Annotated in this window: 25 protein-coding genes and 1 pseudogene; 16 read left to right on the top strand and 10 right to left on the bottom strand. The window is 73.2% G+C overall.

What is annotated here, in order from left to right:
• Window positions 1-4 precede the first annotated feature (4 nt).
• Complete coding sequence (mtfM, locus tag ACVMYR_RS13560) at window positions 5-109, bottom strand: small membrane protein MtfM (protein WP_043966460.1); 105 nt, start codon at window positions 107-109, stop codon at window positions 5-7.
• Between the two features lie 12 nt (window positions 110-121).
• Between mtfM and ACVMYR_RS13565 the strand changes: the two genes are divergently transcribed.
• The 3 genes from ACVMYR_RS13565 to ACVMYR_RS13575 are packed head-to-tail and all read left to right on the top strand — an operon-like array spanning window position 122 to window position 3,006.
• Complete coding sequence (locus ACVMYR_RS13565) at window positions 122-496, top strand: DsrE family protein (protein ID WP_043965234.1); 375 nt, start codon at window positions 122-124, stop codon at window positions 494-496.
• A 49-nt stretch (window positions 497-545) separates the two neighbouring features.
• Window positions 546-938 carry a hypothetical protein gene (locus ACVMYR_RS13570; protein ID WP_052503866.1) on the top strand — a complete coding sequence of 131 codons (393 nt, stop codon included), beginning with the start codon at window positions 546-548 and terminating at the stop codon, window positions 936-938.
• A gap of 10 nt (window positions 939-948) precedes the next feature.
• A complete protein-coding gene (locus tag ACVMYR_RS13575; protein ID WP_457121931.1) occupies window positions 949-3,006 on the top strand; it encodes an amylo-alpha-1,6-glucosidase in 2,058 nt (685 codons plus the stop codon).
• Between the two features lie 46 nt (window positions 3,007-3,052).
• Here ACVMYR_RS13575 and ACVMYR_RS13580 read toward each other — a convergent pair whose 3' ends face one another.
• Window positions 3,053-3,844: a hypothetical protein gene (locus tag ACVMYR_RS13580; RefSeq protein WP_457121932.1), complete on the bottom strand. Its 792-nt coding sequence runs from the start codon at window positions 3,842-3,844 to the stop codon at window positions 3,053-3,055.
• Window positions 3,845-4,121: 277 nt separating this feature from the next.
• Here ACVMYR_RS13580 and ACVMYR_RS13585 point away from each other — a divergent pair, with 277 nt between their 5' ends.
• The 3 genes from ACVMYR_RS13585 (at window position 4,122) to ACVMYR_RS13595 (ending at window position 6,263) form a co-directional block, all read left to right on the top strand.
• A complete protein-coding gene (locus ACVMYR_RS13585) occupies window positions 4,122-5,327 on the top strand; it encodes a glycosyltransferase (RefSeq protein ID WP_077938164.1) in 1,206 nt (401 codons plus the stop codon).
• 11 nt (window positions 5,328-5,338) lie between these two features.
• Complete coding sequence (locus tag ACVMYR_RS13590) at window positions 5,339-5,479, top strand: hypothetical protein (protein ID WP_176734426.1); 141 nt, start codon at window positions 5,339-5,341, stop codon at window positions 5,477-5,479.
• Window positions 5,480-5,672: 193 nt separating this feature from the next.
• Window positions 5,673-6,263, top strand: a complete 591-nt coding sequence (locus tag ACVMYR_RS13595) for a DinB family protein (RefSeq protein WP_457121933.1) — start codon at window positions 5,673-5,675, stop codon at window positions 6,261-6,263.
• Between the two features lie 117 nt (window positions 6,264-6,380).
• On the opposite strand, the gene ACVMYR_RS13600 is transcribed toward ACVMYR_RS13595, so the two are convergent.
• Window positions 6,381-6,620, bottom strand: a complete 240-nt coding sequence (locus tag ACVMYR_RS13600) for a winged helix-turn-helix domain-containing protein (RefSeq protein WP_077938152.1) — start codon at window positions 6,618-6,620, stop codon at window positions 6,381-6,383.
• 249 nt (window positions 6,621-6,869) lie between these two features.
• On the opposite strand from ACVMYR_RS13600, the gene ACVMYR_RS13605 reads away from it, so the two are divergent.
• Both ACVMYR_RS13605 and ACVMYR_RS13610 read left to right on the top strand, forming a co-directional pair.
• A complete protein-coding gene (locus tag ACVMYR_RS13605) occupies window positions 6,870-7,307 on the top strand; it encodes a DivIVA domain-containing protein (RefSeq protein ID WP_457121934.1) in 438 nt (145 codons plus the stop codon).
• Window positions 7,304-7,552, top strand: a pseudogene (locus ACVMYR_RS13610) (hypothetical protein); the annotation flags it as partial. The gene ACVMYR_RS13605 and the pseudogene ACVMYR_RS13610, both read left to right, overlap by 4 nt.
• Window positions 7,553-7,701: 149 nt before the next feature.
• Here ACVMYR_RS13610 and ACVMYR_RS13615 read toward each other — a convergent pair.
• The 5 genes from ACVMYR_RS13615 to ACVMYR_RS13635 all read right to left on the bottom strand — a co-directional run bounded on the left by ACVMYR_RS13615 (window position 7,702) and on the right by ACVMYR_RS13635 (window position 11,300).
• Window positions 7,702-8,034 carry a DUF1416 domain-containing protein gene (locus tag ACVMYR_RS13615; RefSeq protein ID WP_077938151.1) on the bottom strand — a complete coding sequence of 111 codons (333 nt, stop codon included), beginning with the start codon at window positions 8,032-8,034 and terminating at the stop codon, window positions 7,702-7,704.
• A gap of 3 nt (window positions 8,035-8,037) precedes the next feature.
• On the bottom strand, window positions 8,038-8,886 hold the full coding sequence (locus ACVMYR_RS13620) for a sulfurtransferase (protein WP_043965215.1): 849 nt from the start codon (window positions 8,884-8,886) through the stop codon (window positions 8,038-8,040).
• A 205-nt stretch (window positions 8,887-9,091) separates the two neighbouring features.
• Window positions 9,092-9,169, bottom strand: a complete 78-nt coding sequence (locus ACVMYR_RS13625) for an Ms5788A family Cys-rich leader peptide (RefSeq protein ID WP_311202345.1) — start codon at window positions 9,167-9,169, stop codon at window positions 9,092-9,094.
• A 117-nt stretch (window positions 9,170-9,286) separates the two neighbouring features.
• On the bottom strand, window positions 9,287-10,075 hold the full coding sequence (locus ACVMYR_RS13630; protein WP_457121935.1) for an LmeA family phospholipid-binding protein: 789 nt from the start codon (window positions 10,073-10,075) through the stop codon (window positions 9,287-9,289).
• A gap of 172 nt (window positions 10,076-10,247) precedes the next feature.
• Entirely contained in the window at window positions 10,248-11,300 is a 1,053-nt protein-coding gene (locus ACVMYR_RS13635) for a hypothetical protein (RefSeq protein ID WP_091285717.1), read from the bottom strand.
• A 252-nt stretch (window positions 11,301-11,552) separates the two neighbouring features.
• Between ACVMYR_RS13635 and ACVMYR_RS13640 the strand changes: the two genes are divergently transcribed.
• The 7 genes from ACVMYR_RS13640 to pstB all read left to right on the top strand — a co-directional run bounded on the left by ACVMYR_RS13640 (window position 11,553) and on the right by pstB (window position 18,830).
• Window positions 11,553-12,266: a winged helix-turn-helix transcriptional regulator gene (locus ACVMYR_RS13640; RefSeq protein WP_043965210.1), complete on the top strand. Its 714-nt coding sequence runs from the start codon at window positions 11,553-11,555 to the stop codon at window positions 12,264-12,266.
• A 208-nt stretch (window positions 12,267-12,474) separates the two neighbouring features.
• Window positions 12,475-13,359: a polysaccharide deacetylase family protein gene (locus tag ACVMYR_RS13645; RefSeq protein ID WP_091285715.1), complete on the top strand. Its 885-nt coding sequence runs from the start codon at window positions 12,475-12,477 to the stop codon at window positions 13,357-13,359.
• A 122-nt stretch (window positions 13,360-13,481) separates the two neighbouring features.
• On the top strand, window positions 13,482-14,405 hold the full coding sequence (gene mshD, locus ACVMYR_RS13650; RefSeq protein ID WP_457121936.1) for a mycothiol synthase: 924 nt from the start codon (window positions 13,482-13,484) through the stop codon (window positions 14,403-14,405).
• A gap of 298 nt (window positions 14,406-14,703) precedes the next feature.
• Window positions 14,704-15,810 carry a phosphate ABC transporter substrate-binding protein PstS gene (gene pstS, locus ACVMYR_RS13655; protein WP_396789684.1) on the top strand — a complete coding sequence of 369 codons (1,107 nt, stop codon included), beginning with the start codon at window positions 14,704-14,706 and terminating at the stop codon, window positions 15,808-15,810.
• Between the two features lie 46 nt (window positions 15,811-15,856).
• Window positions 15,857-16,948 (top strand): phosphate ABC transporter permease subunit PstC, encoded by a 1,092-nt coding sequence (gene pstC / locus ACVMYR_RS13660; protein ID WP_396789683.1) that lies wholly within the window; start codon window positions 15,857-15,859, stop codon window positions 16,946-16,948.
• Window positions 16,945-18,033: a phosphate ABC transporter permease PstA gene (gene pstA / locus ACVMYR_RS13665; RefSeq protein ID WP_178066555.1), complete on the top strand. Its 1,089-nt coding sequence runs from the start codon at window positions 16,945-16,947 to the stop codon at window positions 18,031-18,033. The genes pstC and pstA overlap by 4 nt, the downstream gene beginning before the upstream one ends.
• Before the next feature lie 20 nt (window positions 18,034-18,053).
• The gene (pstB, locus tag ACVMYR_RS13670) at window positions 18,054-18,830 is read left to right on the top strand and encodes a phosphate ABC transporter ATP-binding protein PstB (protein WP_074472378.1); all 777 of its coding nucleotides are present in this window, start codon (window positions 18,054-18,056) and stop codon (window positions 18,828-18,830) included.
• A 105-nt stretch (window positions 18,831-18,935) separates the two neighbouring features.
• Here pstB and ACVMYR_RS13675 read toward each other — a convergent pair whose 3' ends face one another.
• Together ACVMYR_RS13675 and ACVMYR_RS13680 are read right to left on the bottom strand one after the other, a co-directional pair.
• Complete coding sequence (locus tag ACVMYR_RS13675; RefSeq protein WP_457121937.1) at window positions 18,936-19,391, bottom strand: hypothetical protein; 456 nt, start codon at window positions 19,389-19,391, stop codon at window positions 18,936-18,938.
• 88 nt (window positions 19,392-19,479) lie between these two features.
• Window positions 19,480-20,313: an NUDIX hydrolase gene (locus tag ACVMYR_RS13680; protein ID WP_363631476.1), complete on the bottom strand. Its 834-nt coding sequence runs from the start codon at window positions 20,311-20,313 to the stop codon at window positions 19,480-19,482.
• 81 nt (window positions 20,314-20,394) lie between these two features.
• Between ACVMYR_RS13680 and ACVMYR_RS13685 the strand changes: the two genes are divergently transcribed.
• On the top strand, window positions 20,395-21,363 hold the full coding sequence (locus ACVMYR_RS13685; protein WP_431892225.1) for a Gfo/Idh/MocA family protein: 969 nt from the start codon (window positions 20,395-20,397) through the stop codon (window positions 21,361-21,363).
• The last annotated feature ends 81 nt before the right edge of the window (window positions 21,364-21,444 follow it).

Here is a 21,444-nt window from a genome sequence, read left to right on the forward strand (position 1 = left end):
CAGGTCACCAACGTCCTCTCGAGATGCGTACGGCAACGTAGACCAGGCCACCGGCGAGCGCGCCCAGGCCGGCGACCAGCAGGCTGACGAACCCGATCTCGGTAACCATCCCGGTCATCCTATGCTGGGCCCCATGGCCCGCTCTCTCGTCGTCAAGGCGACCGCCGGGGCCGACGCCCCGGAGCGGTGCGCCCAGGCATTCACCGTCGCCGCCACGGCCGCCGCCGCCGGGGTGGACGTGTCGCTCTGGCTGACCGGGGAGTCGACCTGGTTCGCGCTGCCCGGCCGGGCCCAGCAGTTCGAGCTGCCGCACTCCGCGCCGCTGGGCGAGCTGCTGCACGTGATCCTGACGACGGGTCGGGTGACCGCCTGCACCCAGTGCGCGGCCCGGCGGGACATCGGCCCCGGCGACGTGCTGCCCGGCGTGCGGATCGCCGGGGCGGCGGTCTTCGTCGAGGAGGCGATGGCCGAGGAGGCGCGGGCACTCGTCTACTGAGTGTCGATAACCACCCGGTTCGTCCCCCGCCCTGCCTACGATCTCCCCTGTGACCGGGGCGACGACCGAGGCGACGGAGCGGTTCTTCGCGACGCTGCCGGCGCGCGCCCCCGCCGTCCTGCGCGGCCCGGTGCGCGGCACGCTCCAGCTCCGGATCACCACCGGCAACCACAGCGAGCACTGGCGGGTCGAGATGGCCCCCGGCTCGGCCCGGGTGACCCGGGAGACCGGGCCGGCCGACGCCTACTGGTTCGGCAGCGCCGACCTGTTCGACCAGCTCGTCACCGGCCGGGCGCACGGCATCTCGTCGATGCTGCGCAACGAGAGCACGTTCACCGGCGACGTGGTGCTCTTCCTGGCGTTCCGGCGGTTCTTCCCCACCCGGCCGGGCACCCGGGACCCCCGGGCGGTGGCCCGGGAGCAGACCGGCCGGCCGGCGTGAGGAAGCCCGCGTGAGGGAGCAGGTCAGCATCCTCGACGGCAACACCTTCCTGGTCAGCGACCGGCGGGGCGACATCGAGCCGTCGCAGGACTTCCCGACCGGGCTGTTCTCCTTCGACACCCGGTTCCTGTCGACCTGGGTGCTGACCATCGACGGGGAGCGGCTGCATCCGCTCTCCACCGACGACGCGTTCTCGTACCGCACCCGGTTCTTCCTGGTGCCCGGCGCGCCGACGCACTACCTCGACGCGAAGGTGTCGGTGATCCGCAGCCGGTCCATCGGCGGCAGCTTCGCCGAGGAGCTGACCGTGCTCAACCACTCCGGGCGGCAGGTCGAGTTCGTCGTCCGGGTCGACATGGGGGCCGACTTCGCCGACCTGTTCGAGATCAAGCAGGCCCGGCGCAAGAAGGGCCGGGCCACCGCCGCCCCGGGGGAGAACGAGCTGCGGTTCACGTACCGGCGGGAGGGTTTCCACCGGGAGACCGTGGTGGGCAGCAGCGCCACGGCGACCGTCGACCCGGCGGGCATGACGTTCCGGGTGTGCGTCGACCCGCACGGCGAGTGGACGACCCGGCTCGACGTGGCCACGGTGATCTACGGGGCCCGGGGCGAGGACGTCCGGGCCAACCTGCCGCTGGGCGCGGAACCCCGCTCGGTCGCCGAGATCCAGGCCGAGCACGAGGAGATCGTCGCGCGGGCGCCGAAGCTCGGCTGCGACTGCGAGCCGCTGGCCGGGGCGTACCTGCGGAGCCTGAACGACCTGGCGGCCCTGCGCTACGAGTCGATCGCCCTCGGGGTGCGGCTGATGGCCGCCGGGCTGCCCTGGTTCATGACCCTGTTCGGGCGGGACAGCATCTTCACCTCGCTGCAGATGCTGCCGTTCCTGCCGGACCTGGTGCCGCCGACGATCACCATGCTGGCCGGTCTCCAGGGGTTCCGGATCGACGACTTCCGCGACGAGGAGCCCGGCAAGATCCTGCACGAGCTGCGGTACGGCGAGACGGCCGGGTTCGAGGAGCAGCCGCACTCGCCGTACTACGGCGCCGCCGACTCGACGCCCCTGTTCGTGATCCTGCTCGACGAGTACGAGCGGTGGACCGGCGACACCGCCCTGGTGCGGCAGCTGGAGGCCCCGGCCCGGGGCGCGCTGGAGTGGATCGACACGTACGGCGACCTGCTCGGCACCGGGTACGTCTGGTACCGGACCCGCAACCCGGAGACGGGGCTTGCGAACCAGTGCTGGAAGGACTCCTGGGACGCCATCTCCTACTCCGACGGCCGGCTGCCGGGCTTCCCCCGGGCCACCTGCGAGACCCAGGGGTACGCGTACGACGCGAAGCTGCGCGGGGCGCGGCTGGCCCGCACGGTCTGGAACGATCCCGCGTACGCCGAGCGGCTGGAGCGGGAGGCGGCCGAGCTGAAGGAGCGGTTCAACCGGGACTTCTGGCTGCCCGACCGCGAGTACTACGCGCTGGCGCTGGACCCGGACGGGCAGCCCGTCGACGCCCTGTCATCGAACATCGGTCACCTGCTGTGGAGCGGGATCGTCGACGCCGACAAGGCCGGCCCGGTCGCCGCGCACCTGCTCGGGCCCCGGCTGTTCTCCGGCTGGGGCGTGCGTACGCTCGCCGACGACCAGGGCCGCTACAACCCGATCGGCTACCACGTCGGCACGGTGTGGCCGTTCGACAACGCGATCATCGCGTGGGGCCTGTGGCGGTACGGCTTCCGCGAGGAGGCCGGCCGGATCTGCGAGGGGATCTTCTCGGCGTCGCGGCACTTCGGCGGGCGGCTGCCGGAGGCGTTCGCCGGCTACGAGCGGGACCTCACCGACTATCCGGTGGAGTATCCGACGGCGTGCAGCCCGCAGGCCTGGTCGGCCGGCACCCCGCTGCTGCTGCTGCGGGTGATGCTCGGCCTGGAGCCGCAGGGCGAGCACCTGATCATCGATCCGGCGGTGCCGGAGGGCATGGGCCGGGTGGAGCTGCTCGACATCCCCGGCAGGTGGGGGCTGGTCGACGCGCTGGGCCGCAGCCGCACCGCCAGCGACCCGGTGCGCCGCCGCTGAGCCCCGTCAGGCTCGGGAGGACTGGGCTGGGCGTGGCGGGTGGGCGTCAGGGGCAGGGCGTGGTGGCGGTGAGGTCGCCGCCGGTCAGGGCCACCGTGACCGCGCCGGCACGGTAGGCGTACCCCTCGGGGGTGTCGAACAGGACCGCGCGGCCGGCGGCCGGGGCGAGCGCGGTGGCCGGCGCGGCCGGGGCGGGGTCGAGGGTGACGCGGGCGGTGCGGGCCTGGCGGTCGCCGCCGGGGCACGGCGCGGCGAGCAGCTCGGGGGCCGGCGCTGCGGGGGCGGCCAGCGCCCGCAGGGCGGCGGCGAGCGCGTCCGCCTCCGGGCCGCCCTGCGCGGACGGCGGGCGGTAGCCGTCGCCGACGGGCCGGCACCCGGTGCGGACGGTCAGCCGGAGCCGGCCGTCGCCGGCCGGGCGGCCCTCGACCAGCACGAACTCCCCCGCGTCGGCCCGCAGCCGGGGGCCGTCGCCGGTCACCCGGACCCCGGCCTCCCAGCCGGCCGGCAGCCGGTCGGCGACCTCGGTGAGCACCGCGCGGGGGTCGGCGGCGGGGTCGAGGATCTCCACGCCGCGCTCCAGGGTCGCGCCGTCGAGCAGGGGGGTCACCCGGCAGCCGGGCTCCGTGCGGGCCGGCGTGAGCGCGACCGCCCGGTCGCCGGCCGCCGCGACCAGCTCGCCCACCGCGCGGTCGACCACCGGCCCGGCCTGGGCCAGGCTGCGCTGCTCGCGGACCGTCGGCCCGTCGTCGCGGACCGAGACCCAGGTGAGTACGCCGAGCAGCACCGCCCAGGCCACGGTCGCCACGAGCAGCCAACGGGACCGGCGGGCCGGCGGCATCGGCTCTCCGCTTCCGCCGGGGCCGGTCGGCGGGGCGTATCCGGCAGGGGCAGCACCACTCACCCGCTCATCGTGTCACGCGGGGCCCAACGCCCGGCCGGCGCGCGGCGCTTCACACCCCTGACCGGCCACGACTCCGCCGGCCGGCGACGGCGGGTCAGCCGAACGGCCAGAACCCGGGCCGACATTTGGCGACCGCCTGAAGAACACGTAGCGTTACCGCAGCGCCGCAACGTGAGCGGCTTTCGCATACCCCCTCACCTGCGAAATGGGCCTCATGCGGGAAGTTTTCCTGATCTCCACGATTACTCTCGGTGGGATCGTCCTGTTCCTCATCGTGGCCGCCTTCGGCTACGGCTTCCTCCGCCCCGAGCGGGTCACCCGGCACGGCGAGCGCCCCGAGTTCCCCCGGTACCGGCCGGTCGCCCCCGACGAGGTGGCCATCATGATCGCCTGCCGGAACGGGGCGGCGACGATCGCCGGGGCGGTGCGGGCCGCCCGCGCCACCGGCGCCCAGGTGTACGTGGTCTCCGACGCCTCCACCGACGCGACCGCGCGGGAGGCCGCCGAGGCCGGGGCCGAGGTGCTGGAGCTCACGGAGAACGTCGGCAAGCCCGCCGCCCTGCACGCCGGATACGTCCGGTTCGGGCTCGGCACCGCGTACCGGGCCGTCGCCATCCTCGACGACGACGTGCTGGTCGCGCCCGACTTCGTCACCGCCGCGCTGGCGCACCTCACCGAGCGGGTGGCGATCGTCGTCGGGCACAACGTCACCTGGTGGCCGCCGGAGCGGCGGTGGAACCCGTGGCTGGCCAAGCGCGCCTACAGCTACTGGAACTACCAGGCCGTCGTACGCCGCATCCAGAGCCACTTCAACGTCATGAACTGCATCTCCGGCTCGAACTCGATCTACCGCACCGAGCTGCTCGACGTGCTGCTGCCGCAGCAGCCGCCGTACATCGTCGACGACACGTACTGGGTGCTGGAGACGCACCGCCGGGGCCTCGGCCGCGTCGTGTACGCCCCCCGCGCCACCGCGCTGCTGCAGGACCCGACGAACGGCCGGGACTGGTACAAGCAGAACCTGCGCTGGCTGTGGGGCACCTTCCAGGGCATCATCGGGCACCGCGTCGGCCGCCGGAACACCCGCTTCGACTACGCGTACGTGCTGCTCATGGCCCACTGGCTGCTCTACGTGCTCGGCGCGCCGCTCACGCTGTGGCTGCTCGCCACCGCCGGGCCCGGCCTCGGCACGGGCCTGCTGCTCCTGCTCGCCGGCCAGGGGCTCTGGGTCGCGCTCGCCGCCTGGCGGCTGCGCCGCCCCCGTCTGCTGCTGTTCCTGCCGACGATCGTGCTGGCCGACCTGCTGTACCGGGTGATCCTGGTGCACGCCCTGGTCAAGGCCATCCGCCAGCCAACGGTGGACCGGTGCGTGTGGGCCTCCCCCACCCGCTTCGCCGTCCCCGCCACGACCGACGCGTAAGGGAGGTGAACATGTCCGCGAGCCAGGATCTGCCGGTGACGGGCGCCTCCACGGCGGCCGTCGGCCTGATCGGCGCACTCGCCCTCGGCATCGGCGCGCTGCTGGTGACGGTGGCCCAGTGGGGCGCCAAGCTCCGCCGCCGAGGCAACTGACCCCCGCCTGCCCCTGCTCCCCGCCCCCGCCCGTCCCGCCCCCGCTCCCCCGCGATCTTGCAGTTTCGGCCCCCGCATAAGCGGCAAAAGAGACAGGATCGGGGCCCTAAGTGCAAGATCGGCGCGGGCAGGGTGGGGGCGGCAGGGGCGGGAGGGGCGGCGGGGGCGGGAGTGCGGGTGGGAGGGTGTGCGGATGACGCCACTCGACGCCAAGGCCGACCTGCACCGATACCTTTGTGACGCCCGCGAGGCCCTGCTGTGGAAGCTCGACGGGCTCTCCGAGTACGACATCCGCCGGCCCGTGACCCCGACCGGCACCAACCTGCTGGGGCTGGTCAAGCACCTGGCCGGCGTCGAGTTCGGCTACTTCGGGCCGACGTTCGGCCGGCCGCACGACGAGTCGATGCCCTGGCTCGACTCCGACACCGACCCCAACGCGGACATGTGGGCGACCGCCGACGAGTCCCGCGAGCAGATCGTGGCGCTCTACCGTCGGGCCTGGGCACACGCCGACGCGACGATCGAGGCGCTGCCGCTCGACGCGATCGGCACCGTCCCCTGGTGGCCGGCCGGCCGCAACCGGCTGACCCTGCACGGGGTCCTGGTGCACGTGACCGCCGAGAGCCACCGGCATGCCGGGCACGCGGACATCGTCCGGGAGGCGATCGACGGCACCGCCGGGCTGCTGCGGGACATCGACAACCTGCCGTACGCCGAGGCGAGCCGATGGGCGGAGCACCACGCCCGGGTGCAGCGGGCCGCCGAGCAGGCGTCGGACGGGTAGGGAACGGCACCCTGCCGCCCCGCAAATGGGAGATCTTGGAAGTTTATGGCCCCTCTGGGGGCCGAAATCTTCCAAGATCTACGCTGACTGCCGCTCGCTGGCAGGGGCTGGGCGCGGTCAGGGCTTGCGCAGCCACGTCTCCGGATCGGTGACGAAGATGCCCTTGCCCTGGTGACGGCTGATCACCCCGAGCGCCTCCAGCCGCACGTTGACGAGGTTGATCGTCGACGCGCTGACCTTGAACCGGCTGCACTGCTCACTGATCGAGGGCAGCTTGTCCCCCGGCTTGTACTTACCCGACCTGACGTCGGCAACTATCTCGTCAGAGATCCGGATGTAGTCCGGTGTCGCAGGCATGGCACTCCTCGCGTGGCACCTCCGATTCGATCACGCCCCGATCACCACCTGCAACCACGCACAGCAAGCGGTCGTTGACTCTTTCCAGTTCCTCAAATAAGTTGGGCGGTGAGCGCTCCTCGCGTGGCAACGAGTAGGGCTCTTCCCCCGGTCGGGGCGGGTGTCGAAGCTGGAAGGGATACGCCCGCCCCGACCGCCTTCCCCGGCAGCACCGTTCCCGGCTGCCCTTGCGGAGAGGTGGTCCTCATCGTGCGCATGCTCCTGCGGCTGTTGCGCCCGAGCCGGTCGACGACTACCCGCCGAGCTGCGGTAGCCGAGCGACCCCCCGACCGCCGGCCACCGGCCCGGCACCGCGCCACCAGCCGACCCACGAGCAGCCATGTCGACAACCGGCCCGCCATCCGCTCCACCGCCCGATCCGGGCCACCGGGGCGGCGCAACGCGGGCCACCATCACCGGTCGGCGGCGTACCGGCCGCTCTGCGCCACGCAGGTGCGGCAGCAACGGTTCGGCCGCTGCCGCAGCGGGCTGGACCCGGCCGAGGTGGACGGCTACCTGCGCCGGATCGCCGACGAGCTGGCCGCGCTGCACGCCGAGTTGGCCCGTACCCCGGAGGAGAACGCGCGGATCAAGGGCGCGCTCCGCGACTGGCAGTCCCGGTTCGGGCCCCGGGTGGTGCGCGGGTGACCGCCGCGACCGGGCGCGAGCGGTACGTCGTACACCTGACTGTCGCCGCCGACGACCTGCCGGCGGCGCGGCTGCTGGCCCGCGCGATCGGCCGGTCGCTGGCGTTCCTGCCGGAGCTGGTGCTCGGCGAGACGACGGTGTCGGAGGAGGGCGCGCCGGACGCGCAGCACCAGGTCTTCTGCGACCGGCGGCTCGGCGGTCGACGCCGCTGCGTGCGTCGCGTCGATCATGCCGGCGGCTGCACCTCGTGACGCGCTCCCGGGAACCGGCACGGCTCGGGCCGGTCACCCCTTGTGCGGGGCGACCGGCCCGAGCCGATGCGCGTGCGGTGCCGAGGTGTTAGGAGGGGGCCCCTCCTATACAGAAAGCGTTAACAGGGGGCCCTTCCTTGCACCTACGGCGCTACGGTGACCGTTACCTCGTTGATGCCGCGCGCGGCGGTCACGGTGGTGTCGCCGTTGCCGTGCCGGGACAGCGCCCGCAGCGTCCAGGTGCCCGGGGCGGCGAAGAACCGGAACTGGCCGGCCGGGGAGGTGACCACCTCGGCGGTGAACTCACCGGTCGAGTCGAGCAGCCGGACGTACGCGCCCGCGACGGCGTCGCCCGCCTCGGACCGGACGGCACCGGTGATGACGGTCTCCTTCTCCAGGTCCAGGCTGGCCGGCAGCGGGGCGGCCTGGTCGGGCGCGGCGCACCCGGCAGCGGTAGGAGCGGTGGGAGCAGTCATGGCTCAGGCCTCCCCGGGCTCGTCGCCGAGCGCGACCGGCACGCCGACCAGCGAGCCGTACTCGGTCCAGGATCCGTCGTAGTTCTTCACGTTGGCGTGGCCGAGCAGCTCCTGGAGCACGAACCAGGTGTGCGAGGAGCGCTCGCCGATCCGGCAGTAGGCGATGGTCTCCTTGCTGTCGTCCAGCCCGGCCGCGGCGTAGATCTTGCGCAGTTCGTCGTCGGACTTGAAGGTGCCGTCCTCGTTCGCCGCCTTGGACCACGGCACGCTGATCGCGGTGGGGATGTGACCGGCGCGCTGGGCCTGCTCCTGCGGGAGGTGGGCGGGGGCGAGCAGCCGGCCGGCGAACTCGTCGGGGCTGCGCACGTCGACCAGGTTCTTGGTGCCGATCGCGGCGACGACCTCGTCGCGGAAGGCACGGATCGAGGTGTCCGGCTCCTGCGCGACGTACTGGGTGGCCGGGCGGGTCACCGCGTCGGTCACCAGCGGGCGGGCGTCCAGCTCCCACTTCTTGCGGCCGCCGTCGAGCAGCTTGACGTCGCGGTGGCCGTAGAGCTTGAAGTACCAGTACGCGTACGCGGCGAACCAGTTGTTGTTGCCGCCGTACAGGACGACGACGTCGTCGTTGGAGATGCCGCGCTCGGAGAGCAGCGCCTCGAACTGGGACTTGTTGACGAAGTCCCGGCGGACCGGGTCCTGCAGGTCGGTGCGCCAGTCGAGCTTGATGGCGCCGGCGATGTGGCCGGTGTCGTAGGCCGAGGTGTCTTCGTCGACCTCGACGAAGACGACGCCCGGGGCGTCGATGTTCTTCTCGGCCCACTCGGCCGAGACGAGTGCGGTGTCGCGACTCATCAGATCACTCCCTGGTGAGGTGGATGGTGAGCCTGCGCGAGTACGAAGTCTGTAGCTGTCGCACCCCGCGCGGGACCCAGAGGAAGGACGGGATCACGGGTTCGTGCGACGGCGCCGCTGCCGGGCGTTCAGGGGGAAGAACCGGGAGGGTACGCAGACCCTGTGGCCGGTGGCCGCCGTCAGGCGGCCGAGGACAGCCCCGCCGTCAGATGACGGGGCGACACAGGCAGGTGGCCACGCGGCACAGGTCGACCGCGCGCCGTTTGGTGAGGAGCGTCCCCATGAGCAGGGACACTACCAGCGATCCCGGATCCCGCCACCGGCCCGACCAGCATCCGGGACGCCCGTCCCGACCGACAGTCGCCGGCCGGGCGCACGCCGTGCGGACGGGCGCGGGCGGTCAGCCGGCCGAGTTGATCGGGACGTCCTTGGCGGCTGCGGTCACCGCGAGGCCCTGCGGCAGCGGCTTGACCTCGCGCACCGCGAGCTGGAACGGCAGGTCGGGCAGGGGGACGTCGATCGAGATGTCCTGGGCGATGCCCCGCAGCATGTTGCGGGCCATCGGGATGTTCGGCAGCCCCTCGGCGTCGACGTCGTTGAAGCGCAGCGAGATCGCGCCCTCCTTGCCGACGGTCACGTCGGCGGTCCCGGTGAGCGTCAGCTTCTGCCCGAGGATGTCGACGGGGGCGGTGACGGCGAGCCGGCCGTCGCGCTCGCCGAGGGTCAGGCCGGGCCGGTTGAGGAGCGCGGCCAGGCTCTCGTACGTGATGGTGCCGGTGCCGTCGACGGTCTCGGCGACCACGTCGCCCTGCTGGGTGCGCAGGGTCTCCAGGGAGGCCCGCACGTTGCGGGCGTCGACGTCGAGTTCGGGCAGGGCCACCGCGTCGCCGTTCACCGAGCCCTGCACGTCGCGCAGCCGGATGGAGATCCGCTCGTACCTGCCGTCGAGCACCTGGGTGAGGAAGGGGAAGCCGCCGACCTCGACCTCGGGCGGCGAGGACTGGGCGCCCTGCTTGGTGATCTCCTGGCTGACCTGGTCGGTGATGGCCCGTTCGGCCACCCCGGCGGCGACCCGGTCGGCAGCGACCAGCAGCCCGCCCAGGATCAGCAGCAGGACCAGCAGCGTGATGAGCACCTTGCGCCCGCGTCGCCGGGGACGTTCCTCGTACGCCGGGTGGGCCGTCGCCACGCCGCCTCCTTCTGTCGTGCCGGCGCGCCCCTGGCACCGGTGCCGCCCGAGCGGCGCCCCGGAGAGTACCCGAAGCGGGAAAGCCCCAACCGCCTGTCGCGCCGCGCGGTCCGACCAGCCGGCCGCCCCTCGGACGGTCGGCGGAGCGGCCGGGGAGCGGCCGGAGGACCGGTCAGAGGAACAGCACGCACATGGCGTACGCCGCCGGGGCGGCCAGGGCGAAGCCGCCGAGCGGGCCCTGCATGTGCCGGGCGACCCACATCGTCGGCGGCTCGCCGGCCATCAGGCGCCCCGCCTCCGCGTATCCGACGGCGAGGTCGGCGAGCACGGCGGTGGCGGCGGTGACCAGGCCGATCACCGCTCCGCTGGTCGGGGTGAAGCCGACCAGGAAGCTGCCGAGGACCGCGCTGGCGAGGGTGCCGACCATCGCGCCGATCACGACGCCGGCCGCGCCCCGGGGCACCTGCGGGGCGAGCCTGGGCCAGGGCAGCACCGCGTCGGTGATCCGGGCCACGGTCAGCGCGACGCCGGTGGCGGTGAGGCAGACGGTGATCGCCTGGGTGCCCGCCGGGATCCGGCTGAGCACGATCAGCGTGGCGAACGCGACCACGCCGACGACGATCAGCAGCGTGGTGCCGAGCGAGTCGGTGACCCGGACGCGGTCGACCCGGCGGACCAGTTGACCGAGCACGCCGAGCAGGAAGCCCCCGGCCGCGAGGTAGCCCAGCGGGGCGAGGCCGGCGACGTCGGACCGCACGGCGGCGGTGTCGGCGGCGGCGGCCACCACGGCGCTGGTGAGCGCCACCAGCAGCAGGGCGGGCGGGCGCATGGCCATCGTCCAGGCCAGGACGAAGATCAGTTGCACGCCGAAGATGATGAGCGCGAACGGCAGCCGGTGCCCGGGACCGGCGGTCTGCGCGCCGAGCACCAGGCCGACGCCGAGCAGCGCGGCGAACCCGGCGACGGTCAGGGCGAGCGGCCGGCGTATTTCGACCGGCTCGATCTCCTCCTCGTCCAGCTCGTCGATGGCCTCGTCGTCGGGACGCCGGGCGGGTTCGCCGCCCCGGCGCAGCCGGCGGGGCCGCCCACGGCGTGCCGGAGGGGCGTCGTCGTCGACGTCCGGGCCGGTGCGCGGGGCCGGTGGGTGCGCACGACCGGCCGGCCCAGGGTGGGCCTCGTCGGCCCACGGGTCCCGGCCGGCCTCGGAGGAGGTCGAGGGAAACACGCCCTGATCGTGCCAGACCGGGGTGTCGGATCGGTGGCCACGGTTTCCGCGACGTTAAAACCTGCGGCGCGATCGTGGGCAAGGCCGACAAACGGGAAACGACCTGGAGGCACGGACGGAGCGATCGGTTACGCTCAAGCCGTTACCCGCCCGTCAGCGACGCCGGGACCCACGCAAGTTCTCAGCGCACCCCGCCTCAGGGTGCTGCTGGTCGCGAGCGGCCTTGAGGGCCGCCGGGACGGAGGTGATCGTGTGGAGATCCTGCTGCTGGTGACTGCGCGCGCAGGTGAACCATCGGTGGTGCTGCCGGCGCTCGACCTGCTGCCACACTCGGTGCGCACCGCGCCCCGCGACGTCCGCACGCTGGTTGCCGGCCCGAGCCCGGACGCCGTCCTCGTGGACGCGCGTTCGGAGCTGAGCGAGGCCCGGGCGACCTGCCGGATGTTGCACGCCACCGGGCTCGGTGTGCCGCTGGTCGCGGTGGTCACCGAGGCCGGGCTGATCGCGCTGAACGCGGACTGGGGCGTCGACGACGTCATCCTCGCCAGCGCCGGTCCGGCCGAGGTGGAGGCGCGGCTGCGGCTTGCGGTCGGCCGGTTGAGCAACGCCACGTCCGGGGCGGGCGGCTCGATCCGGGCCGGCGAGCTGAGCATCGACCCCGACACGTACGCCGCGAAGCTCAAGGGCCGGCCGCTCGACCTGACGTACAAGGAGTTCGAGCTGTTGAAGTTCCTGGCCCAGCACCCGGGCCGGGTCTTCACCCGGGACCAGCTGCTGCGCGAGGTCTGGGGCTACGACTACTTCGGCGGCACCCGCACCGTGGACGTGCACGTGCGGCGGCTGCGGGCGAAGCTCGGCTCGGAGTACGAGTCGATGATCGGCACCGTGCGGCAGGTCGGCTACAAGTTCGTCGTGCCGCCGTCGCGGTCGCTGCCCGAGTCGGAGCACGCCCCGATCCCGGTCTGACCGCCCGTTCAGCTTCCGCCCGGCCCTGTCCCCCGGCTGACCCGCCCGGTGCCAGCCCGAGCCACGTGATTGCCGGTTTGCCCCTTTTGCACCACTAGCCAGTTTTATCCTGACTGGCGAAGTGGCCGAGGAAAGGGGCGACGGTGCGTGCGATGACCACGGGGGCGACGAGGGGCCGGCCCCCGCAACCGAGCGGCGGCGACCACTGATGCGCGTCGACGCGACCGGGCGGTTCGTGGCGCTCGCCACCCTCGTGGTGGTCTCCCTGCTCGGCTCCGCGTACGCGCTGGGCCGCAGCATGGTGCCCGGCCCGACCCGGCAGGCCACCGGGATCACGGCGAGCGCGGACGACCCGAGCTTCGCCGACCAGCCCGCGCAGACCGGCCCCGGCCGGGGCGGGGCGCCGCCCTCCTCCGCCGGCGGTCCCGCCGCGCCCACCGAGGCCGGTCAGGACGGCGGAACCGCGCAGTCACCGGAGAGCGGGGGCGACGGCCTGTTCGGCGCCCGGGTCACCACCGGGACGGCGCAGGTGGCGCTGACCTTCGACGACGGGCCGGACCCGCAGTACACGCCGCAGGTCCTGGCGCTGCTGCGGGAGTACGGCGTCACGGCCACGTTCTGCGTGGTCGGCGAGAACGCGCAGAGCCACCCCGACCTGATCCAGGCGATCGTGGCCGACGGCCACACCCTGTGCAACCACTCCTGGCACCACGACGAGCTGCTCGGCAAGCGGTCGACCGACGTCATCCGGGCCGACCTGCTGCGCACCAACGCGGCGATCCGGGCCGCCGTGCCGGACGCCGAGATCGCCTACTACCGCCAGCCGGGCGGCGCGTGGACGTACCCGGTGGTGTCGGTGGCCGAGGAGCTGGGGCTGGTCCCCCTGCACTGGACCGTCGACCCGTCGGACTGGAAGGCCCCGGGGGCGACCCGGATCGTCCACGACGTCTCCGCCGAGGCGCAGCCGGGCTCGATCGTGCTGCTGCACGACGCCGGCGGCAACCGGCAGGGCACGGTGGACGCGCTGCGCAGCCTCCTGCCGGATCTGGCCGCCCGGTTCCGGCTGGAGGCCCTGCCGACGGGCACCACCTGAGCCGACGGCCGGTGCCCGGGCCGGCTGTCGCGCCTGCCCCCGTGGAACTCGCCCAGGCCCACACCGAACGCGACGACGCCTGCCGGCCCCGCCCGGCCGGCGGTCCCGCTACCGTTGGTCGGATGAGCAGCGCCGAGCCGACGACCGACCGGGTGACCCGGGCCGACCTGCTGACGCCGGGCGAGGTGGCCGACGTGCTGGCCCTGGCCCGCGCGGCGGGCGACGCCGACGGGGCCGACCCGTTCGACGAGCACACGCTGCTGCGGCTGCGCGACCCGCACGCCCCGGCCGTGCACCTCACGGCCCGCGCGCCGGACGGCGCCCTGACCGGGTACGCCCACCTGGACACCACCGACCCGGCCGGGGGCGTCGGCGTGGAGCTGGCCGTGCACCCCGCGCACCGGCGGCGGGGCACCGGCCGGGCGCTGGCCCGGGAGGTCCTCGCCGCCGCCACCGGGCCGGTACGCGCGTGGGCGCACGGCGACCACCCGTCCGCCGCCGCGCTGGGCGTCGACCTCGGCCTCACCCGGGCCCGGGTGCTCTGGCAGCTGCGCCGGCCGTTGGCCGACCCGCCGCCCGAGCCGCGCCTGCCCGACGGGGTGACGCTGCGCGCGTTCGTGCCGGGACGGGACGACGCGGAGTGGCTCGCGCTCAACGCCCGGGCCTTCGCCAGCCACCCCGAGCAGGGCCGCTGGACGGCGGACGACCTGCGGGTACGCCTCGCCGAGCCGTGGTTCGATCCGGCCGGTTTCCTGCTCGCCGTCGCCACGGACACCGGCCGGCTGCTCGGCTTCCACTGGACCAAGGTGCATTCCCGGCCCGGCGCGGCCGGCATCGGCGAGGTGTACGTGCTCGGGGTCGACCCGGCCGCGCACGGCGGCGGGCTCGGCAAGGCGCTCACCTCGGCCGGTTTGGCTCACCTGCGCCGCCGCGGGCTGGACCGGGTGATGCTCTACGTGGACGAGTCGAACACCGGGGCGGTCGCCCTCTACGAGCGGTCCGGCTTCGCCCGCTGGTGCGCGCACGTCAACTACCACCTCGGCTGAGGCTCTACTTCCCCCGGTTTCCGCGTCACGGCGATGTCACACCACGGCCTCGGCGCGATAACGGCTGCCCGGATATATCGCATTAATAGCGATAGTCGGCCGCGAGTTCACGAAATGGACAACCCTTCCTCAGCCCACGGCCACCCGCCCGGCCGCACCTGTTCACTCCTCGTTCACTTGCGACCGGCGATCCGGCTACCTGGCCCTCCTAACTTTCAGTTCAGCCGGGTCACGCCGGCCCTCCCCCGGGCCACCCAGCCGGGAACGGCCCGTCCAGACGTGAAGGGAAACCCCTCAGGTGAAGCTCCAGCGGCACGGCACTATCGCCTGCCTCGCTCTTACTGCGGTGCTCGGTCTCAGTGCATGCGGCTCGGACAACAACGAGCCCGCCAGCGGCGCCTCCGCGTCCGGCTCGGCCGCCGCGGCCGACTGCGCCACCGGCACCCTGAACGCGCAGGGCTCGTCGGCCCAGAAGAACGCCATGGCCGAGTGGATCAAGGCGTACCAGCAGAAGTGCGCCGGCAGCACGATCAACTACGAGCCGTCCGGCTCGGGCGCGGGCATCCAGGCGTTCATCGCCGGCACCGCCGACTTCGCCGGCTCCGACTCGGCCCTCAAGCCCGAGGAGCAGCCGCAGGCCGACGCCAAGTGCAGCGGCGGCCAGGCCATCCACCTGCCGATGGTGATCGGCCCGGTCGCCGTCGCCTACAACGTCAGCGGCGTGGACAACCTCCAGCTCAAGCCGGCCACGCTCGCGAAGATCTTCGCGGGCAAGGTCACCAAGTGGGACGACCCGGCGATCAAGGCCGACAACCCGGACGCCAAGCTGCCGTCGACCACCATCCAGACGGTGCACCGCTCCGACGAGTCCGGCACCACCGACAACTTCACCAAGTTCCTGGCCAAGACCTCGGCCGCGGACTGGACCTTCGAGAACGCCAAGGCGTGGAAGGCCCCGGGCGGCACCGGCGCCAAGGGCTCGGACGGCGTGGCCAGCTCCGTCAAGGGCGCGGACGGCTCGATCGGCTACATGGAGTGGTCCTTCGCCGAGAACGCCGGCCTGAAGATGGCCAAGATCGGTAACGGCGCGGGTGAGTTCGCCGAGCTGACCGCCGAGAACGCCGGCAAGACCATCGCCGGGGCCAAGATCGAGGGCCAGGGCGACGACCTGAAGATGTCGGTCGACTACAGCACCAAGGAGGCCGGGGCATACCCGATCGTCCTGGTGACCTACGAGATCGTCTGCAGCAAGGGCATCGCGGCCGACAAGCTGCCGCTGGTCAAGGGCCTGCTGGGCCACGCCGCCAGCGCCCAGGGCCAGGCCGAGCTGACCGAGCTGGGCTACGCCCCGCTGCCGGACTCGGTCCGCACCAAGGTCGAGGCCGCGGTCAAGAACCTCTCCTGACCGGACCCGACACCACCACCTCCCTCAACTCGAAGCGAGCGAGCAGATGGGTGAAACCCCTCCCCGCTCGGCCGACGCCGGCACCGGCGGGATCCACGTGGCCTCCGGCCACGGGCGACCCGCCGGTGCCTCGGCGCGTGTGGCCGAGGCACCAGTCAGCACCCGTACCCCCGGCGGGGACGGCCTCGGCGGCGGCGGTGGCCTGCCCCGGGCGCGGGCCTTCGGCGCGGAACGTGCCTTCCGCGGCCTGACCCTGGCCGCCGGCACCGCCGTCCTGGTGATCATCGCCGCCATCGCGGTCTTCCTGATCGCCAAGGCGGTGCCGGCCCTGCGCGCCAACACCGCGAACTTCTGGACGTACGAGGGCTGGGCACCCAACGAGACGCAGCCGAAGTTCGGCATCGGCACGCTCGCCTTCGGCACGGTGCTCAGCTCCGCGCTGGCGCTGCTGATCGCGGTGCCGGTGGCGCTGGGCATCGCGCTCTACCTGTCCCACTACGCGCCGCGCCGCCTCGGCACCGCGCTGGGCTTCCTGATCGACCTGCTCGCCGCCGTGCCGAGCGTGGTCTTCGGCCTCTGGGGGCGGGACGTCTTCGTCAACCCGGTCCGGGACTTCTCGGTCTGGCTGAACACCTACTTCGGCTGGATCCCGATCTTCGGCGGCGACGGCCCGTTCGGTAAGTCGATCATGCTCGGCGCGCTGGTGCTGGCGATCATGGTGCTGCCGATCATCACCTCGCTCTCCCGCGAGGTGTTCCTCCAGACCCCGACCGCCAACGAGGAGGCGGCCCTCGCGCTCGGCGCGACCCGGTGGGAGATGATCCGCACCGCCGTCCTGCCGTACGGCCGCCCCGGCATCATCGCCGCCGTGATGCTCGGCCTCGGCCGCGCGCTCGGCGAGACCATCGCGCTGGCGATGACTCTCGGCATCACCTTCGGCATCTCGTTCAACCTGATCGAGAACGGCGGCAACACCATCGCCGCCAACATCGCCAACGCGTTCGGCGAGGCGAACGACACCGGGCGGGGCGCCCTCATCGCCTCCGGCCTGGTGCTGTTCACCATCACGCTGATCGTCAACATCACGGCGCGGGCGATCATCTACCGCCGCCGGGAGTTCACGGAGTCGGCCGCATGAGCACCACCGTCGCCAACCACCGCACCCGGCCGCCGGCCCAGCCGGCCAGCCTCCGGGCGAAGCGGCTGCCGAAGTACGCCCCGCCGGCCATCGCCGTCGGGGCCGTCGCGGTCGCCGCCGCCGTCGTGTACGGCACCGGCATCGGCGGCCCCGTGCTCGTCGTGGCCGTCGCCGCGCTGCTCTACCTGGCCGGCCTCTTCGCCGCCGCGCACGCCGTCGAGGGGCGGCGCTCGGCCCGCAACCGCACCTGGAGCGCGCTGATCCACTCCGCGTTCGTGCTGGCCGTCCTGCCCCTGGCCTCCGTGGTGTGGACGCTGGTCAGCAAGGGCGTCGAGCGCCTCGACGGCAACTTCTTCGGCACCTCGATGAACAACATCGGGGCCCGGGACGCCAACGGCGGCGCGTACCACGCGATCGTCGGGACGCTGGAGCAGGTCGGCATCGCCGCGCTGATCACCGTCCCGCTCGGCATCCTCTGCGCGATCTACATCGTCGAGTACGGCCGGGGCCGGTTCGCCTTCGCGATCCGGTTCTTCGTCGACGTGATGACCGGCATCCCGTCCATCGTCTCCGGCCTGTTCGTGCTGGCCTTCTGGGTGCTGGTCGTCTCGCCGGTGTTCAACGACGGCCGGCCGGGCTTCTCCGGCTTCGCCGCCGCGCTGGCGCTGAGCGTGCTGATGCTGCCCACCGTGGTCCGCTCCACCGAGGAGATGCTGCGGCTCGTGCCCGCGCCGCTGCGCGAGGGGGCGTACGCCCTCGGCGTGCCGAAGTGGAAGACCATCCTGCGGGTCGTGCTCCCGACCGCGCTGCCCGGCATCGTCACCGGCGTCATGCTCGCCATCGCGCGGGCGGCCGGCGAGACCGCGCCGGTGCTGCTCGTGGCCGGCGGCGGCGCGGCGATCAACTTCAACCCGTTCGAGAACAACCAGTCGTCGCTGGCCCTGTTCGTCTACCAGCAGGCCGGCGACGCGTCGAAGTACGCCCCGGCCCGCGCGTGGACGGCGGCGCTGACCCTGGTCGCCCTCGTGCTGATCCTGACGATCGCGGCGAAGCTGCTGGCTCGCCGGAACCGGCTCGGCCGATGAATCCCGGAGGTACCACCACCATGGCCAAGCGCGTCGACGCCACCAACGTCACCGCCTACTACGGCGGCTTCAAGGCGATCGAGAACATCAACCTGACCGTCGAGCCGAAGACCGTGACCGCCCTCATCGGGCCGTCCGGCTGCGGCAAGTCGACGTTCCTGCGGTCGATCAACCGGATGCACGAGGTGCTGCCGGGCGCCCGCGTCGAGGGCGACCTCACCATCGACGGGCAGAACATCTACGACCGCGACGTGGACGTCACCGCCGTACGTCGGATGATCGGCATGGTCTTCCAGCGGCCCAACCCGTTCCCCACCATGAGTATCTACGAGAACGTGGTGGCCGGGCTGCGGCTCAACGGGGTGCGCAAGAAGTCCATCCTGGACGAGGCGGCCGAGAACTCGCTGCGCGCGGCGAACCTCTGGAACGAGGTGAAGGACCGCCTCGGCAAGCCGGGCGCGGGCCTGTCCGGCGGCCAGCAGCAGCGGCTCTGCATCGCCCGCACGATCGCCGTCGAGCCGCAGGTGGTGCTAATGGACGAGCCGTGCTCGGCGCTGGACCCGATCTCCACGCTGGCGATCGAGGACCTGATGTTCCAGCTCAAGGACAAGTTCACCATCATCATCGTCACGCACAACATGCAGCAGGCCGCCCGCGTCTCCGACCGCACGGCCTTCTTCTCGATCGAGAAGACGGGCGACCCGGGCCGCCTCATCGAGTACGACAACACGCAGAAGATCTTCAGCAACCCGAGCCAGAAGAAGACCGAGGACTACATCACGGGCCGCTTCGGCTGAGCCGCGTGCAAGGAGCTGTGCAAGGAAGGGCCCCCTGTTAACGCATTCTGTCGTACAGGGGGCCCTTCCTAACCCGAGCGCCGCGCCCGGCGGGCCGCGCCGCCGTCAGGGCAGGTTGCCGTCGCCGCCGAGGTTGGCGACCACCCGGCGCAGGACGTCGATCGTCGCGGCGTACTCGTCCGCGGTGATGCCGGCCCGCACCCGCGAGTGAGCCCGAGACGTGCGGTCGCGGGCCCGCAGCCGACCGGCCTCGCCCGCCTCGGTGAGCCGGAACGCCCCGTCCGCCTCGGTCAGCCAGCCGCGCCCGACCAGGTCGTCGAACACGCCGCCGAAGTCCGTGCCGAGATCGTCGTACGGCGTCAACCGCTCGGCGAGCGTCGTCCGCCCCCAGCGGCCGGGGTCGCCGGCGACGTGGTTGAGCGTCCACCAGTGCGGCTGGGTGAGCTGCTCGACGGCCAGCGCCGCGCGGATCTCCCCCACCACCCGGCGGTACGCCTCCCCGCTCCACCAGCCGATCGGCTGCGCGGCGAGCTCGTCCCGGCTGTACTCCCTGAACTCCATCGCGGCCCCTCCCCGTTGGCGAACCGGCCCGCTGGGCGAACCGGCACGCCCACGCTAGGAGTTGAAGCCGCCTTCAGGTCAAGGGCGCTCAGCCGAGCACGAAGCGGGGCTCGCCGTCGGCCGGCAGCTCCAGGCGGGGGGTGATCGGCGTCGCCGCGTCGCGGGTGGCCGACGCCCGGGCCACCCCGGCCAGGTCGCCGGCGGCGGCCACCTCGGCCAGCGTCACCAGGGTCGGCGGCAGCATGGTCAGCTCGCCGGCCTCCGCGCGGGCCAGGGCGTCCGCCGGGCGTACCCACATGGTGTGGTCGGCCTCGCCGGAGACGTCCCGGGTGCGCTGCCCCGTCGGCAGCAGGGCCACGAAGAAGTACGTGTCGAAGCGGCGCGGCTCGAACTCCGGGGTGATCCACCGGCTCCACGGCAGCAGCAGGTCCGACCGGAGGGTCAGCCCCCGCCCGGCGAGCAGCTCGGCGAAGCCCCGCCGGCGGGCCTCCAGGTCCTGCCGGGCGGCCTCCCAGTCGTCCCCGCTGACGTCGCCCACCACGGTCGACGGGTCCGCGCCGGCCAGCAGCACCCCGGACTCCTCGAAGACCTCGCGGGCGGCGGCGCACACCACCGCCTGGGCGGCGTCCGGCGCGACGCCCAGCCGCCCGGCCCAGCCCGCCGGCTCGGGCCCGGCCCAGTCGAGGTGCGCCGCCGAGTCGGACGGGTCCACCCCGCCGCCGGGAAACGCGTACACGCCGCCGAAGGCCATCGCGGCGACGCGACGGATGACGTACACCTCGAAGTCGTCGCCGGCCGGGCGCAGCAGCAGCACGGTGGCCGCGACCCGGGGCCGCGCGGGCGTGCCGCCCTCGGCGCGGAACCGCCGGGCGTGCTCGACGAGGGCCGGCGGGGCGGGGAAACCGTGGCTGTCGATCGTCATGCCGCGAGCGTAGTCCCGCAGGATGGATCGGCTGGTCCGGCGGCGGTGGGGGGTCGGCTCCCGCCCGGCTAGCGTGGGCGCATGACACGTTGGGGCATTCTGGCCACCGGCCACATCGCCGGCTGTTTCGCCGAGGACCTGCGGCACGTGCCGGGGGCCGAGCTGGTCGCGGTCGGCTCGCGGACGCCGGAGGCGGCACGGGCGTTCGCAGACCGGCACGGCGCGCAGCGGGCGTACGGCTCCTGGGCGGAGCTGGCCGCCGACGACGAGGTGGACGCGATCTACGTGGCGACCCCGCACGCGGCGCACCACGAGGCCACCATGATCTGCCTGGCGGCGGGCCGGGCGGTGCTGGTGGAGAAGCCGTTCACCCTCGACCTGGCCGACAGCACCGAGCTGGTCGAGGCGGCCCGCTCCCGGGGGGTCTTCCTCATGGAGGCCATGTGGATGCGCACGAACCCGCTGATCCTGCGGGTGGTCGAGCTGCTCGCCGAGGGGGCGATCGGGCAGGTCACCGGCGTGCAGGCCGACTTCGGGGTGGCCGGGCCGTTCGCGCCGGAGAGCCGGATGCGGGCCCGCGCGCTGGGCGGGGGCGCGCTGCTGGACCTGGGCGTCTACCCGGTCAGCCTGGCCCACCTGCTGCTCGGCGTCCCGCAGCACGTGCGGTCGTGGGCGAAGATCGGCCCGGAGGGGGTCGACGAGAACACCGGCATCGTGTTCGGCTACGACTCGGGGGCCGTGGCGACGCTGAGCTGCGGCATGATCGGGGCCAGCCCGCTGGTCGCCTCGATCACCGGCACCGCCGGACGCATCGACCTGCCCGCGCCGTTCTTCCGGCCGCCGTCGGCGACGCTGCACCGGGCCGGGGCGGAGCCGGAGACGATCCCGGCCGACCTGACCGGCGGCGGCTACCAGTACGAGGCGATCGAGGTGCAGCGCTGCCTCGCGGCGGGGCTGACGGAGAGCCCGCTGGTGCCGCACGCCACCACGCTTGAGGTGATGGGCCTGCTGGACGCGATCCGCGAGCAGATCGGCGTGCAGTACAAGTGAGGTGCAAGGAAGGGCCCCCTGTTAACGCATTCTGTTGTACAGGGGGCCCTTCCTAACCGCCGGGCCGGCGGGCGGCGGGCG

Source organism: Micromonospora sp. PTRAS2 (assembly GCF_054052245.1).